Here is a 14,647-nt window from a genome sequence, read left to right on the forward strand (position 1 = left end):
GGCGGCCTTCTCTCCCCCGGAGGCTGCAGCCGCTATGCAGGAAAGCAAGACCCTACACGAGGAGCGCGGCAGGCCGGCCCCGGGCAGGCTGCTGGGCTTCGTGGTGGACAACTCCACCCCCATCGTGGCCCGCTTTGTCTCCTCCAACCCGCCCCCCATCGGCGACTATGTCCTTATAGAGTATCCTGGCGGCGCCCTACTGGGCCTGGTTGAGCAGGTGGGCACGAGGAGTATCACCCTCAACGCGCTGCCCGGGATTTACGACCCTGCTATTGTCGAGAAGCTTAGCGGCGAGATGAGCGAGGACGACGTGTTCTTCGAGTGCACTGCCAGGCTGCTTGGAGACGTGGACACTCTCCGCATGCCCAGGCTCCCCCCACTGCCCGGGGCCCGTGTCTACCAGGCCCCCAGCGAGCTCCTTCAACGCGTGTTCGGGGGAAAGGAGCCCTACCGGCTCCGCCTGGGCGTGCTAGCCTCCCGGCCCGATGTGCCGGTCTACGTTGATGTAAACAAGCTTGTCACCAGGCATACAGCCATACTGGCTGTCACCGGCGCGGGTAAGAGCAACACTGTGGCTGTAGTAGTTGACAGGCTCGTCCGAATAGGCGGTACCGTCGTAATATTCGACTTCCACGGGGAGTACCTTGGCTCCAGCCTGGGAGGCCGCGTCAACATTATAGAGCCTGTGCTCAACCCCAGACGGCTGAGCACCTCGGAGCTTATGGTGCTACTGGGCGTCGAGCAGCGCTACTATAAGCAGGAGCGCATCCTCCGCCGCGCCCTCAAGCAGGTACAGGAGACCGGTGAAGAGGAGCGGGGAGGCTTCCTAGAAACACTGGCCCGGGCAGTTGAGCACGTGAGCCGGCGCCGTAACGAGGATACTAGCGCGGCGGCAGCTGTGGTTAACAAGATAGAGTCGCTCCAGGAGCGGTACGGCGACATTATACGCGACGATGCCGTCGACCCGGTCTCAAGGATCAGGCCTGGCTACGCCAATGTAATTGATCTAAGCCGTGTTGACCGCGACGCGGCCGACGCCGTGGCCAGCCATGTGCTCCGAATACTCCTTGCCGAGAGGAAGCGGCACCGGCTGACCGGCTCGAGCCAGGTGCCATACCCCGTGCTAGTAGTGGTCGAGGAAGCCCACATACTGGCCCCAAGGGATGAGGAGACCCTCTCCAAGTACTGGCTCACAAGGATAGCTCGCGAGGGCCGCAAGTTCGGCCTAGGCCTCATGCTTGTGAGCCAGAGGCCCAAGGGGCTTGACCCGGAGATACTGAGCCAGGCCAACAACATGATCGTGCTGCGGATCGTCGAGCCGAGCGATCAACGCTACGTGCAGGCTGCCAGCGAGAGCCTCAGCGATGATCTCGTGGCCCACCTACCTTCGCTCAACACGGGGGAGGCCGTAGTGGTAGGCCCCTTTATACGGATACCAGCCCTCGTTAGAATAGACAAGTATCCCGGCAAGCTCGGCGGATCCGATATAGATGTTGTCGCCGAGTGGAGGAGCATGTCATGGCTGGAGGCTGAAGCCGGGGGAGTGGACGAGCTGACCTCAGACTTCATGCAGTAACACGCCCGAGGGAGAAGGAGGCCGGGCGGGGCACGCATACTCTATCGGGCTCTTGCGAGCATGAGAAGGCAGGCGTGAAAGGTGCTTGGCAATGCCCGGGGATAACCTACGGGTACTACACGTGTCTGACACGCATCTCGGGTATAGACAATATGGCTTGATAGAGAGGGAGATGGATATCTACCGCGTCTTCGACGAGATTATAGATACTGCTATCCGTGAGAAGGTTGATGCAGTGGTTCACGCAGGCGACTTCTTCGACACAACACGGCCCCCGCCACAAGCCATACACCGTGCCATAAGGTCGCTGCGGAGGCTCAACACGGCAGGTATACCATTCATAGTGATACCCGGGGATCATGACCTGCCGCGGCGGAGAATGCTCCCGCCCCTCCTCATTCTCGAGGAGGTGCTCGAGGACGTTCACGTGCTGGGGCTCCGGGGCCCGGAGCACCATAGGCTTAGGACGCGGAGCGGCGAGCTGCTTGTTGCAGGGGTGCGCAACGAGAAGGGGGTTGGGGCCAGGCAGAGGCTGCTAGAGCACCTAGCTAGGCTCCCGAAGGCTCCGAGGGAGCCCTCCGTGCTGCTGCTCCACCAGTCGCTCCACGAGGTGGCGCCCGAGTATGAGCTTGAGCTGGGCGAGCTGCCCCAGGGCTACTCGTACTACGCGCTAGGCCACATACACCTCTACCGCCGGTTTGCTGTTGGAGACTCGCTGGCGGTCTATCCTGGCTCGATAGAGGCTCTCCGTGTAGACGAGGCATCCGCGCAGCCGCGGCGCTACGTATCCCTAGTGGAGCTTGCCCCCGGCCGCACCGTGTCGGTAGACAAGATTGCACTAGAGACTCCGAGGCCGCAGATAGTTGAGGAGATAGTATTTGACTCGCTTGACGCCCTCCGCTCCGCCCTGCTGAGGCTCCGTGACCGTCTAGCCCGCTACCCGGAGAGCCGGAAGCCCATCCTGCACCTGACCGTATCCAACGTGCCGAGGAGCGCTAAGGCCAACGTCTACAAGACTGTCGAGACTGTTCTGTCGGGGTACGTGCTCTCCTACCGGCTGAGGGTCGACACTGTTGAGTCTAAGCTCCCGCCCTCGGTGCAGAAAGCATCCTCCAGTATAAAGCTCGAAGGGCTTCTAAAGGACTTTCTCGGCGACGAGAAGCTGGCAGAGCTGGCCTCGAAGCTCATAGACGTTCTCGGGGCCGACCCCCAGAGCCACGCCGAGGCAGAGGCTATACGTATCATAGAAGAGGCCTTCAAGCTCAATGAGAGGCGTTGAGCCGTGATAGTGGAGCGTGTCGAGCTGGAGAACGTGCTGAGCCACAGAAGGACGAGAATAGACTTCGGCCGCGGCATTATAGCAATAGTGGGGCCCAACGGCGCCGGCAAGAGCAGCATAATAGACGCTATAACATACGCCATGTTCGGCTCACATAGCCGCGGCACACGCAGCCGTAAACACGACCTGATAAGGCTCGGCGCCCATATAGCCCGTATAGCTGTAGAGTTCAGCTCCGGAGGCAACCGGTATAGGCTCCAGAAGGTGGTACAGCGCACCGGCGCTACGCAAGCGCTCCTCTACCAGCTCGATGACGGCTCCCCAAAGCTAATCGCCCGCGGAGTGGAGAGCGTGAAGGCAGAGCTGCGGAGGATACTCGGCATAGACCCCTCGCTCGCAGACCTCCTCCTCGTGACCAGGCAGGGCGAGATAGACAGGATACTAGTGGATAAGGAGAAGCGCATAGATACAATAAACACTATACTCAGGCTAAAAGCCATCGAGAAGACCTATGACCGCCTAGCCTCCATACTACGGCTCCTCCGGACGAAGAAGACAATGCTCGAGGAGCAGTACCGGAGCGAGGAGGCCAGGCTGAGAGAGGCGGAGGAGAGCGCCAAAGAATACGACAAGGTGGCCAAGAAGCTGGAGGAGCTGCGGCCGCTCCTAGCAGCTACGGAGAAGGAGTATGAGGAGCTGAGGGAGAAGGTAGAGGAGCTGCGGGCCCGCACGCAGCGGCTGGAGGCCCTGAAAGCCAGGATGGCTGAGCTGGAACGCAGCCTCCAGAAGCTCCGCGAGGAGTACGATGAGGCTCGCTCCGAGTACACGCGGGCCAAGAACGCTAAGGAGGAGTTGGAGAGCCTCCGGTGGATTGAGAAGAGCATAGAGCTTATAGAGGAGGCGTCGAGGATCCTGGAGGAGCTTGATAAGAATAGGGAGGTACTGGAGGCACTACGCCACAATAGAGAGAAGATCGAGAAGGAGCTGGAGGGGCTGCCGGAGGCTAGGCAAGCCTGGGAGGAGTATGAGAGGCTCAGGAGACAGGTGGAGAAGCTGGAGGAGGATAACAAGCGCTACCACGAGGTTAGAACCCGGATTGAGCAGCTTGAGGCTAGGGCTAAGAGGCTGAGAAAAGAAGTTGATACCAAGATGAGGAGGCTTATGGACAGGCTTAGGTCAGACATACCCCTGGAGCTCCCCAAGGAGCCCGCTAAGATAGTGGAGAAGCTCGAGTCTATAATAGCAAGCCTCGACAAGGCCGTGGAGTCTACAAGGCTTAAGCTCGAGAGGCTGAAAGAGGAGGCTGGAGCTAAGAGCTCCGAGATACGCGACTTAGAGGAGAAGCTGATGAAGCTTACGGAGGCCCAGGGCCGCTGCCCGCTATGCGGCAGACCCCTCACCGAGGAGCATAGGATACAGCTGATATCGAGGCTTAGGCAGCAGAAGAGGAGGCTAGAGGCAGAGCTTAGGAGGATCGAGTCGCAGGCCGTGATGCTGCGCCGCGAGTACAGCGAGCTGGAGTACAAGAAGAAGCTGCTGGAGAGGCTTGCCAGGACGGTGCAGGGGGAGGCAAAGAGCATTGAGACCATGATAAAGGAGGCCGAGGAGGCGGAGAAGCAGATAGAAGAGCTGCAGAGAAAGTACCTGGAGTTATTCGCGAAGCGCCAGGAGTACGAGGAGGCCCGCCACCGGCTCCGGGAGCTGGAGCCGCTGGTAAGTAGGTACCAGAGGCTTCAGGCGCTAGCCGAGCAGTACGAGGAGCTGAAACGGCAGGAGGAGGAGATAGTGTCAAGGCTTGCCGAGCATGAGAGGAGGCTGGCGGAGATTCTAGACGAGCTGAATATGAGTATGGACGAATTGAGGGAGGCGGCAGAGAGGGTTAGCCACTACCGCGAGTACCTCGCCGGGCTAAAGAGTGAGGCTGAGAGGCTCCCCAAGGCGGAGGCCAGGCTGAAGAGGCTTGAAGCAGAGATCTCAAGGCTCGAGGCCGAGCTGGAGAAGACCAGAAAGGAGGTAGAGGAGGCTTCTAGTGTTGAGGCCGAGCTTCAAGAGGCTGAGACAAGGCTGCGCGAGCTTGAGGAGAGGCTTAAGGACCTGAGGAGCCAGGTGGCTAGGCTGGAAGGTGCAAAAGAAAAGCTCGAGGCTATAGTGTCGAAGATCGAGGTGCTACGCGGCAGGGTTGAAAGGCTGCAGGAGGAGCTGCAGCGCTACGGCAACGCCATAGCTGCTCTAGAGAAGATAAGACGCGCACTGAGCCCTAACGGCGTGCCACGCGCTATAAGGCACGCCTTGAAGAATATACTAGAGTACCATCTACGCGACACGCTCATGAGGTTCAACATAGACTTCCTCGATGTAAGGCTCGAGGACGACTACAGCGTAGTCCTTGTAACACGCGAGGGCGAGAAGACGGTGTCTATGCTAAGCGGTGGCGAGAGGATAGCGCTGGCTATAGCTTACAGGATTGCGCTCGCCCGCGTGGTGGGCGAGAAAATAGAGTCGATGATAATGGATGAGCCTACTATCCACCTCGACGAGGAGAAGAGGCGCGAGCTCGTAGACATTATAAGGTATGGGCTGGAGGCAAGCGGGCTTGCACAGCTCATAGTGGTTACCCACGACAGGGAGGTTGAGGAGGCGGCTGACAAGGTGGTGGAGGTCGTTAAGATCGACGGGGCGAGCACTGTGAGGATACGGGCGCCCGGGGAGAGCACCGCCCTGGAGGCCGGCCTGGCAGCTAGCCCTGCTGGATGAAGAAGTCCAGTGGCTCCCAGCACTGCCTGCAGGCCAGGGCTATCTCGCTATACTCCCCGCTGAGGACGGCCGGCCCCCGGCCCATCCGGAGCCCCTCTATCTTCTCGACCCCGTCTACCAGGCTCCGGAGCCATACCCTAATCCCCTCTATGCCCTCAAGCCGCAAGCCGCCTCCACTCCTGCGGGCCCAGACGGGAGTGTCTAGCCCCATGTCGTACAGCTTCCTGGCAAGCTCTGCCGGGTCGAGGAGGGAGTTGACAGCCGTGCCAGCGTAGAGCCGTGCAGCCACCGCCTCGAAGACTGGCCTCCGGGCGCGGGTGCTACGGAGCAGCTGGAGGTAGGGGGACACCCTGACTCCTCCTAGCTTGTTCACGCACTCGCCCCATACCTGGAGTCCATAGCCGCGGGCAGCCTCGCAGAGCTTTATCCCGTCTACCTGCTCGTCGCCGGATAGGACCGGGTAGAGGGTTTCCAGGGGGCCCAGCCTAGTTGATAGGCCGTGCAGCTCGTCGAGCGCCTCGTCCACCACGACCAGCTGGAGGGGTGAACGGCCCTCGAGGAGGGTGCGCTGGGTGAGCGTAACCACTGCAGACCTGCGGAAGGGGAGCCCGTAGAGCTCCAGACCCGGCCTGGAGTCAACCACGACGAATGCATCCACGACGCTGAAGGGAGGGTAGGGCTGGGGCAGTGCCGGCCTTGACGGGATGGTTTCTGGGAGGCTGCGGTACTCCAGCCGCAGGCTCATTCTCCCTCCCCTGTTCCTGGCCACAAAGCACCCGGTGTCCCCTAGCACCTCCACCTCAGCACTCTCAGCGGGCTCTACCCGCACCTCGCCGCAGACGTAGAGGATGCTGCACGTGGCCTCGTAGGAGGCTATAGGCGCAGGCCCTGTAGCGTCTACATATACGTTAACGCTGCACACCACCAGCAATCGCCCGGGCAGCACCCGGAGGAGGCCACAAGATTTAACTACACTACTAGCGGCTAGGCCAGGGGAGGCCTCCAAGAGCACGTTCTCCTTTCATAACTACAGATTAGATGTAACTCTTGAACAGCGTTCACACTTCATGGTGGAAATACTTAGTTACATGTTCGGGGATTCCGCCGGCTCGGTGAACGCTTGTGCAGTCCGCAGGAGAGCAGCTCAAGAAGGTACGCTGGGTGGAGCTCCACTTCGTGGACGTGGCCGGCCACCTCCGCAGCGTAGCAGTGCCCTCCAGGGAGGTTGACGATAAGGCGTTCAAGCAGGGGCTCAACCTGCTCGACGGGAGCAGTGTAGAGGGCTTCGCCGGCATACATGAGAGTGATTACCGTCTCCGCCCCGATCCGTCGACGTTCGCCGTGATCCCCTGGGCCAAGGACACCGGTAGGATGATATCCGACGTCTACTCCACCGAGGGCAGATTCCCCAAGGACCCCCGCTACATAGCTGACCGTGCTATGGAGTACCTCGCCTCCCAGGGTCTTGAAGCCTACTTCGGCCCAGAGGTAGAGTTCATGCTAGTGGACGGCCTCTTCCTCGACGTTGAGACGCCTACAAAGGGGCTGGGCTACCGTGTTGTATCCCGCGAGTACATGGACTATGAGGAGGAGCTAGGTTTCCAGAGGACTAAGAAGGCCTACCACACCCCGTCCCCCATAGACAAGGTGGCTGCTGTAAGGTATGAGATAGCCAGCGTGCTGGAGGACTACTTTGGCTTTAGGGTCGAGTCCCACCACCACGAGGTTGCTGCACTAGGCCAGGTGGAGATAGACTTTAGGTTCGGCGATCTAAAGACAACCGCCGACCGCGTGGTCACCCTAAAGTACGTTGCCCGCAACGTGGCGGCAAAGCACGGCATGGCCGCTACTTTCATGCCCAAGCTGGTAGCCGGCGACAACGGTAACGGCATGCACGTCCACGTAAGCCTCTGGGATAGGAGTAGCGGTAGGAACCTCTTCTACGACCCCAGCGACGAGTACGCAGAGCTGAGCCAGACAGCCAGGTACTTCATAGGCGGGATACTGGAGCACGGGAGGGCGCTGGCGGCCATCGTTGCCCCCACAGTGAATAGTTACCGTAGGCTGGTACCCGGCTACGAGGCGCCGGTCTACCTGGTCTGGGGTAAGGCAAACCGCAGCGCTGCGATACGTATACCATTCTACGAGAAGGGTGTAGAGAAGGCTAAGAGGATAGAGTTCCGGAGCCCGGATCCAACCGCCAACCCGTATCTGGCGTTCGCGGCCATACTGGCCGCCGGCCTTGACGGGATTAAGAAGAAGATCGAGCCAGGCGACCCCGTGGACCGCAACGTCTACGAGATGGGTGAGGAGGAGAGGCGGAGGCTTGGTATAAAGCAGCTGCCGCGTAGCCTCGACGAGGCCCTGGACGAGCTGGAGAGCGATAACGAGTTCCTAAAGCCGATATTCACGAGGGATATCCTAGAGGCCTACATTGATGTGAAGCGCCGCGAGGCTATGGAGCTACGCCAGTACCCCAACCCGGTGGAGGTCTACATGTACTTCAACCTCTAGCGCGCCCTGCAACGCTCTTTTCTCCCCTGTGCCCTCTCTCCCCCCGCTCCCGGCCCGTGAGGAGGGCTCCGGGCTTTTCCGAGGAGCCGAGTGAGGAAAAGGGGATGCCGGCCCGAGGCCCGCTAGAAGCCCTTGAGTCCAGGGAGGCGAGGGAGGCGGCCAGGCGGATAGCGTGCCTCGGTCTCTCCTTCCACGTCCTCTCCTACTACGTCGAGGACACCGGCGTCGATGCGGGCGTGGAGCCCCTCTGCAGCGGGGAGCCGCGCATAGTCATCCATGCTGCCAGCTGCGTGGATGACACGCTCGAAGCGCTGAAGAGGTCTCTTCCAAGGATACTCGGCGCCCCCATCATGGGCTACACCTTGGAGTGTGTTGAGGGCTTCGGGGGAGAGTACCCGGGGTTCTCACAAGTAACAAGCATGATTGTAAGGCTCTTCAGCAACACGTTCTATAAGCCGCTCTCGGAGGCCTCTGTAACCGGCAGAGAGTACTTCGTCGTCATAGGCTGGAACGGCGAGATAGCCTATGGCCGTGGGGGCGAGTACGAGATACGCCTCCCCCTCATCCCTGCTGTGGCGTTCGCCCACACTCATCCGGGTCTCTCCTGCTACCCTTCTGCGCAGGACCTTAGCTCCGCCGCCGACTTCCTGGCAGCCGGAGGCCTGGCAGAGTTCCTGGTATCGCGTAGCTGCACGTCCTCGCTGAGGCTCCTGGCCCCGCTCAGCGAGGAAGACTATTGGACGCTGAGGCGCGTATCGGGCTGCGTTAAGGGGTCCAGGGAGAGCGAGGACTACCTGGAGTGCCTGGCTGCCCTCAACGGGCTGCGCACCGTGGCCTTTGAGGTGCTCTAGTACTCGGGAGGCGTGAGGGCTCCGCTAGGAAGGCCTAGGCCATCGGCTCGGGGGCGGGGCCTCCCCTATCTTCGGGTTCTTCACGGCCCCTAGAGCCCCTGGAGGGCTAGGAGGGTTTCCAGACGGGAAGCCTAAATCCTCCCTGGGTGTATACGTGGCTACCCCCCGGGGCCGTGCTGAGGTGGACCGGAGCTGATTCCTCGGAGCCCCAGACACGCGGAGAGGGGCTCCTCTAAGTGATGATGCTTCGGGCGCTACTGAGCCCTCCTGATTGTGTCGACCACGTATGGCAGCAGGAGCCAGCCATGCTCTAAGGTCTTGGAGCCGCGCTTCCCACAGACGATCTCGTTGAACTCGCCGGGGCCCCCGGGGAGTCTGCGCCAGGATAGCATCCAGGGTACCGGGTCGCCGCTGTGGCTCCGGAGGCTCCAGGGCGTCGCGTGGTCCGAAGTCACTAGCACCGCTACATCGTCTAGGTCTATCCTCTCTATCAAGGGCCTTACAAAGTACTCGTCTATAAGCTCTATAGCATTCTTCTTTCTCTCGAAGTCGCCGTCGTGGCCTGGCTCGTCGGGGCCTTTTAGATGGACGTAGAGGAATTGGCTGCCCTCCTCGAGAGCCTTTACCGCAGCCTCCAGGCGCTCCGGCAGGTCGCGGGCAAGGTCACCGGAGGGGGGAGACACCCTGTAAGCCCTCATCCCAGCGGCTCTAGCTATGCCTATCTCTACCGGCATCTCGGCTACGGAGGCCGCACTGGAGAAGCCGAACCTGCTGGTAATAGGGGGCATCTCGGGTATCCTGTCGCCGGCATCACGCAGGAGCATTGCATTAGCCTTTAGCAGGCCCCTTCTAGCCCTCTCGGCGTTGACAGGGTGGTTCTCGAGAATCTCTATAGACTTGTCGACGAACTCGTCTACCAGCCTGCAGGTGCGACGAGCTTCCTCCGTGTCCTCTAGAGGCTTGCACCTGGGGAGAATCATCTCTGGGCTGCTCACAGCCTCCGAGATGAGGCCCTTCCTCACGTAGGCGGGATCTATATTGGAGACGGCGGCGCTGAGACGGCTTTCCCTGCTCCCTATGACCACTACTGCGCGGTGCCCCACGGTGGCCCTGACCAGGGCGTAGCCGTTCTCGCCTAGCTCCATGCCGTCGAGGGCTGCTGCAAGACTTCTCGCCTCCTCGCTTCCAAGGCTCCTGCCGACCCTGCGGTCGATTATCCTCCTAGTGGCAGGATCTATTGTCGCGAAGTTCGCTCTAAAGGCAACCTCGTAGCCGGCCTTTATGCTGAGACCTATCCCCAGGGCCTCGAGCGGCCCCCTCCCAGTATAGTACTTCTCGGGCTCGTAGCCGAGCAGGGATAGAGTTGCGAGATCGCTTTCCGGCGCTATTCCAGGAGCTACGGGATAGTGGAAGCCGCAGACAGCATGCTCGGCCAGAGCATCTAGGCCCGGAGTCCTCGCCTCGGAGAGAGGAGTCACACCATCCACCGGCCTATCGGCCGCACCATCGAGTATGAGCAGTATGAGCCTCGGCGCCACGCCGCATTCACCATGCCGCCTCCTGTGCCCGGGCCCTAGCCCGGTTGGGATGCACCGCTGGGCTTCTGACCCGCGGTGGAGGGAAAAGACTTATCCACGGCTCCAAGTGCCTCGGTGCAACGCTTATTCTCTAGCAGCAGCTTACACGACACCCAGGAGCACCGATGAGGTATTCCGGCGGAGCTGAGGCCCTACCAGGGGCCTCTCCTAGACCCGCCCGCGTTGATGACCTCTTCGCTGTCCCGAGGCCCCTGCCCACTGCCCTCCTACCTGACTAGCGATACCAGGGTGAAGAACGCCACTGCGGCGAGGCCTATCAGAGCCAGCCTGGCGCCGCTTACCAATACATTCTCGCCGCTCACCTTCCCCAGGTACACGCCCAGCATGAATAGCTCAGCCACCATTATAGCTGCAGACGCGTAGACAAGCATAGGTATGGGGGCCTTTACACCCGCGAACGCTGCAACAATGAAGGGAGAAATACCTATTGTTGGGAGGGCTATTGCACCAATACCGCTCCAGAGCGCCACGTACAGCGGCACCATTTTCGCAGCCTTCTCGTACACGCTCCCACGCAGCGGGTGAGCCATTACCCTCTCGGTCTTGCGGAGCTCTCGAAGCCTCTCAGCACGCTCGGAGAGGTATGTGGCTACGAACCCGCTGAAGAACCCCATAGAGAATGAAGCTCCCACTACACTACCAACATAACTGATAGGGTTTGTAACGCCTCCAATAAAGCTTCCCAACACAACACCAAGTGCTGAGAGCAGTCCATCAAAGCTATTGGTGACAAACATCCTCCTGGCAATGCTCTTTGCATCCAGGATCCTAACATACCCTTTTATATCGCGATAAAGCCTGGCGATTCGACCGAGGAGCCTGCCCAACAAGGCCGCTGCACAGGCCCCCATCACCGGGATGAAGGCTGAGTAGGTAGATTCAACTCCTCCGTAGAGAGGGGCCCAGCAACCGAGAGGGCCCGCCTAGGCCGTATAGGCTTAAAAACGGGCCGCCGCCTTCAGCCCCTAGCCGCTCTCGCCTCCACTCTGCTAGCAGCCAGCCTCCTCTCCCTATACTCCTCGGTCTCGATTACCATACCCCCATTACTGCCGGGCCTGACTATTATAGTCATGTCCGGGAGGCGGTAGCCGCACCTGGGGCATCGGTAGTAGTATCTTATCCTCTTGGCGCCGTCGCTGCCGAACTCTATCTCAACGCGATACTCCATGCGCGTACGACACCTTGGACATGTCCTCTCGCGAGAGGGCTCCAAGGCCGGGATACCTCCGCATCGTGATCGCGTTTAGCTGCCAGCATCGAGCCTGTGCATAATAGTCTCCATCTAGTCCCGAGGATGGTGGGTTACCGGCCTCCCGGGGTAATAATTTAAGCTCGCGCACTGAGGGGTATCTAGATGTTGGGGATAGTGGCCGACGCCACAGTATAATACCTGCCAGGTACTATAGGGCACGTAGTGACGGGTGACCTCACTACGCCACTCATAGATCGTTACGGTAGGCCTCTCACAAACCTCCGTATCATGGTTACGGGCCGATGTAACTTTTCCTGCTTCTTCTGCCACATGGAGGGCTATAGGGAGCAGGAGCTGGAGGAGAAGGAGCTAAGGCTTGACGAGATAGAGCTCATAGCCGAGGCCGCCCGCAGGCTCGATATTAGGGCCTTCAAGCTCACCGGAGGCGAGCCAACACTCCGGAGGGACCTCGCTAGGATAGTATCAATACTGAAGAGCAGGGGCAAGGCATACGTCTCTATAACGACTAACGGGTCGCTTATACACCACCATATGCCCGGCCTAGCAGACGCTGGAGTAGATCATGTGAACGTGAGCCTCCACTCCCTCTCAGCTAGCAAGTTCAAAGCCATAACCGGCTCCAACATGCTTGAGAGAGTTCTCAGCAACCTCAAACTGCTCCACGACTATGGTATACCGGTTAAAATAAACTTCGTGATACTCCGAGGGCTAAACGAGAACGACATAACAGGGGTGATAGACCTAGCCGCCAAGATGGGTGCAAGCGTACAGTTCATAGAGCTTCACCCGGTAGGCAAGGCAGCAAGGAGGTTCAATGAACACTATCTGCCAAGGTGGCGTGTGCTGGAGAAGCTTGAGGGAAGGGTGGTCGAGATAAAATACCGTATAGGCCTGCACAACCGACCGGTACTAATACTGGACAATGGGGTCAAGGTAGAGCTGGTGGGGCCTGTCGGTAACTTCATCTTCTGTGCTGGCTGTACGAGAATCAGAGTAACCTATGACTTCAAGCTCCTTCCATGCCTTAACTGGCGGGGTAAGCCGGTAGAGGTGAGGCCCAGGCTCCAGGGCCTAAAGGGCTTCGAGGAGAAGGTTGAGGCCGTTATATCTGCCATAAAGGAGGCTAACATGCTGCGGGCCCCCTATGTCCTCTATCCTCTGGGCTCAAAGCTTGTCCCGCCCCGGAGGCGCTGGCGGACCGCTAGGATAGGGCTGCCCAAGAGGGGTGGCTCACTGCACTTCACGGGGCCGCGTAGCGATCAGCTGCTTAGAAAAATGCTGGCGGAGTGGGGAGACTACACAGCCTTGAAATAACTGCCGGCTACGAGCCGTCTTCCCCTCTGCCAGCGTTAATGGAGGACCAGCTTTTCCAGTATCATTACTAGGTAGAGCATGCCCAGGTGCATGTTGGTCACCTTGAAGGCCCTCTTGGCGTAGATCTCGTCACCGCTCATTATGCTGTACTTGACTGCCATAGAGAATACGTGTATTGAGGCCAACAGCCCGTAGGCTAGCGAGGCTAAGCCTATTGCACCGTTGAGCCATAGGCCCACAACCACGTAGCCCATAACGATAGCCCCAAAGCCTATCCCCATGGCCGTCACGTTGGGATCCGCTATGACGGGCAGCATTGGAACGTTAGCCTTCCTATAGTCCTCGCGGTAGAAGGTTGCCAGGAACCATATGTGGGCCGGCACCCAGGCTACCACGAGCAGCGATAGTAGAAGACCGTTTACATCTATGACCCCGGTTGCGGCCGCCCATCCGCCTAGGGCGGGGGCGCCGCCGGCAATGGCTCCGGCTATAATGCTTAGCGGGGTCTTACGCTTTAACAGGATAGTGTAGGCCACTATGTCGAAGAGGAAGCCGATCAATATTGCAACGCTATAATACACGTTTATGTGTAGAGCTGCTATTACTAGGGATGCTGCGAGTAGTATGCTTGAACCGGCAAGTACACTGCGGGGGTTCATCCTGCCAGCGGCCAGGGGCCTATCCTTGGTCCTAGGCATTGCAGCGTCTATGTCGCGGTCGAAGTACATGTTTAGCGCTGTGACTGCCGCTATAGAGATGTAGCCAAGCACTACTACTAACAAGTGAAACAGCAGAGGCTTATGGAACCCCCCGCCAAGGATAAAGGCTGTATACATGGAGAACGCTAGAAGCGTCGTCTGGCGCAGCTTTATGAGCGCAGCTATGTCCGCTACCAGCTTGCTGAGTCCGCCTGAACGCCCAGCGTATTGGGCCCTAAGTCCTGGACCGCGTTCCGCCATCCCGTATCATTCCCCGATAGCCGTTCTAGCCGCGGATGAGCCTGGGCATGATAGACCGTGTAGGTCACTGTTTAGAGTGTTCAACCCGAGTATTCTAGCCCAGCGGCGCTCGGGAATATAAGATGCCCCCGCCGGGACCGGCTGACGGCACACTCGGGCCGCGGCGGGCTACAGCCTTTCGGGAGGGCGCGGGGCGTCTATGCCGGGGTATTGTGTACACAGGGTTGACCTTAGGCTGGTGTCCCCGGATGCCTCACTGCTTTTCGAGTGCCTCCTACGGGCCGGCGAGAAGCTGTGCAAGGAGTCCAACTGCGCACCGGGATCCAAGGCGGGCTGGCTCGTAGCAAGCAGGAAGACATGCCTCGTCACTATGAAGCCCCCGAAACCGGTTAGTGCCGGGCTTCACGCTATACCCGCCTCCTATGAAGCCGGCGTGGTCGTTGAATGCAGCGAGCCATCTGATGTTGTGGAGTCTGTGATGCTTCTGGAAAGCCTGGCCTCAGAGTGCCGGGGTGTTGGGCTGATGCTCACCTAGGAGGACGGTGATGTGGACTAGCGGTCTCAGACCCCCCGGGGGGATGAAGACACT

General features: G+C 59.7%; 12 protein-coding genes. 7 read left to right on the top strand and 5 right to left on the bottom strand.

Annotated features, from left to right (window positions below; all coding sequences use genetic code 11):
* The first annotated feature begins 34 nt into the window (after window positions 1–34).
* From CF15_RS05755 to CF15_RS05765, 3 genes are all read left to right on the top strand, one after another.
* Entirely contained in the window at window positions 35–1,576 is a 1,542-nt protein-coding gene (locus CF15_RS05755) for an ATP-binding protein (RefSeq protein WP_058370933.1), read from the top strand.
* A 91-nt stretch (window positions 1,577–1,667) separates the two neighbouring features.
* On the top strand, window positions 1,668–2,855 hold the full coding sequence (locus CF15_RS05760; protein ID WP_083494527.1) for a metallophosphoesterase family protein: 1,188 nt from the start codon (window positions 1,668–1,670) through the stop codon (window positions 2,853–2,855).
* 3 nt (window positions 2,856–2,858) lie between these two features.
* Window positions 2,859–5,609, top strand: a complete 2,751-nt coding sequence (locus tag CF15_RS05765) for an AAA family ATPase (protein ID WP_058370935.1) — start codon at window positions 2,859–2,861, stop codon at window positions 5,607–5,609.
* On the opposite strand, the gene CF15_RS05770 is transcribed toward CF15_RS05765, so the two are convergent.
* Entirely contained in the window at window positions 5,593–6,615 is a 1,023-nt protein-coding gene (locus CF15_RS05770) for a hypothetical protein (protein ID WP_168371305.1), read from the bottom strand. The two genes, CF15_RS05765 and CF15_RS05770, sit on opposite strands and share 17 nt — an antisense overlap.
* A gap of 116 nt (window positions 6,616–6,731) precedes the next feature.
* On the opposite strand from CF15_RS05770, the gene glnA reads away from it, so the two are divergent.
* Entirely contained in the window at window positions 6,732–8,123 is a 1,392-nt protein-coding gene (gene glnA, locus CF15_RS05775) for a type I glutamate--ammonia ligase (protein WP_058370937.1), read from the top strand.
* A gap of 104 nt (window positions 8,124–8,227) precedes the next feature.
* On the top strand, window positions 8,228–8,974 hold the full coding sequence (locus CF15_RS05780) for a hypothetical protein (protein WP_058370938.1): 747 nt from the start codon (window positions 8,228–8,230) through the stop codon (window positions 8,972–8,974).
* A gap of 254 nt (window positions 8,975–9,228) precedes the next feature.
* Here CF15_RS05780 and CF15_RS05785 read toward each other — a convergent pair whose 3' ends face one another.
* The 3 genes from CF15_RS05785 to CF15_RS05795 form a co-directional block, all read right to left on the bottom strand.
* The gene (locus tag CF15_RS05785) at window positions 9,229–10,512 is read right to left on the bottom strand and encodes a BPG-independent phosphoglycerate mutase family protein (RefSeq protein ID WP_058370939.1); all 1,284 of its coding nucleotides are present in this window, start codon (window positions 10,510–10,512) and stop codon (window positions 9,229–9,231) included.
* A 266-nt stretch (window positions 10,513–10,778) separates the two neighbouring features.
* On the bottom strand, window positions 10,779–11,399 hold the full coding sequence (locus CF15_RS05790; RefSeq protein ID WP_236698155.1) for a VIT1/CCC1 transporter family protein: 621 nt from the start codon (window positions 11,397–11,399) through the stop codon (window positions 10,779–10,781).
* Window positions 11,400–11,530: 131 nt separating this feature from the next.
* The gene (locus tag CF15_RS05795; RefSeq protein ID WP_058370941.1) at window positions 11,531–11,740 is read right to left on the bottom strand and encodes a hypothetical protein; all 210 of its coding nucleotides are present in this window, start codon (window positions 11,738–11,740) and stop codon (window positions 11,531–11,533) included.
* Window positions 11,741–11,986: 246 nt separating this feature from the next.
* Here CF15_RS05795 and moaA point away from each other — a divergent pair, with 246 nt between their 5' ends.
* On the top strand, window positions 11,987–13,099 hold the full coding sequence (gene moaA, locus CF15_RS05800) for a GTP 3',8-cyclase MoaA (protein WP_168371306.1): 1,113 nt from the start codon (window positions 11,987–11,989) through the stop codon (window positions 13,097–13,099).
* A gap of 35 nt (window positions 13,100–13,134) precedes the next feature.
* Here the strand turns inward: moaA and cyoE are convergent, their stop codons facing one another.
* Entirely contained in the window at window positions 13,135–14,058 is a 924-nt protein-coding gene (gene cyoE, locus CF15_RS05805; RefSeq protein WP_070807831.1) for a heme o synthase, read from the bottom strand.
* Between the two features lie 199 nt (window positions 14,059–14,257).
* On the opposite strand from cyoE, the gene CF15_RS05810 reads away from it, so the two are divergent.
* A complete protein-coding gene (locus CF15_RS05810; protein ID WP_168371307.1) occupies window positions 14,258–14,593 on the top strand; it encodes a hypothetical protein in 336 nt (111 codons plus the stop codon).
* Window positions 14,594–14,647: the final 54 nt, after the last annotated feature.

The sequence above is a fragment of the Pyrodictium occultum genome (assembly GCF_001462395.1).
Taxonomy (GTDB): Archaea; Thermoproteota; Thermoprotei_A; order Sulfolobales; family Pyrodictiaceae; genus Pyrodictium; species Pyrodictium occultum.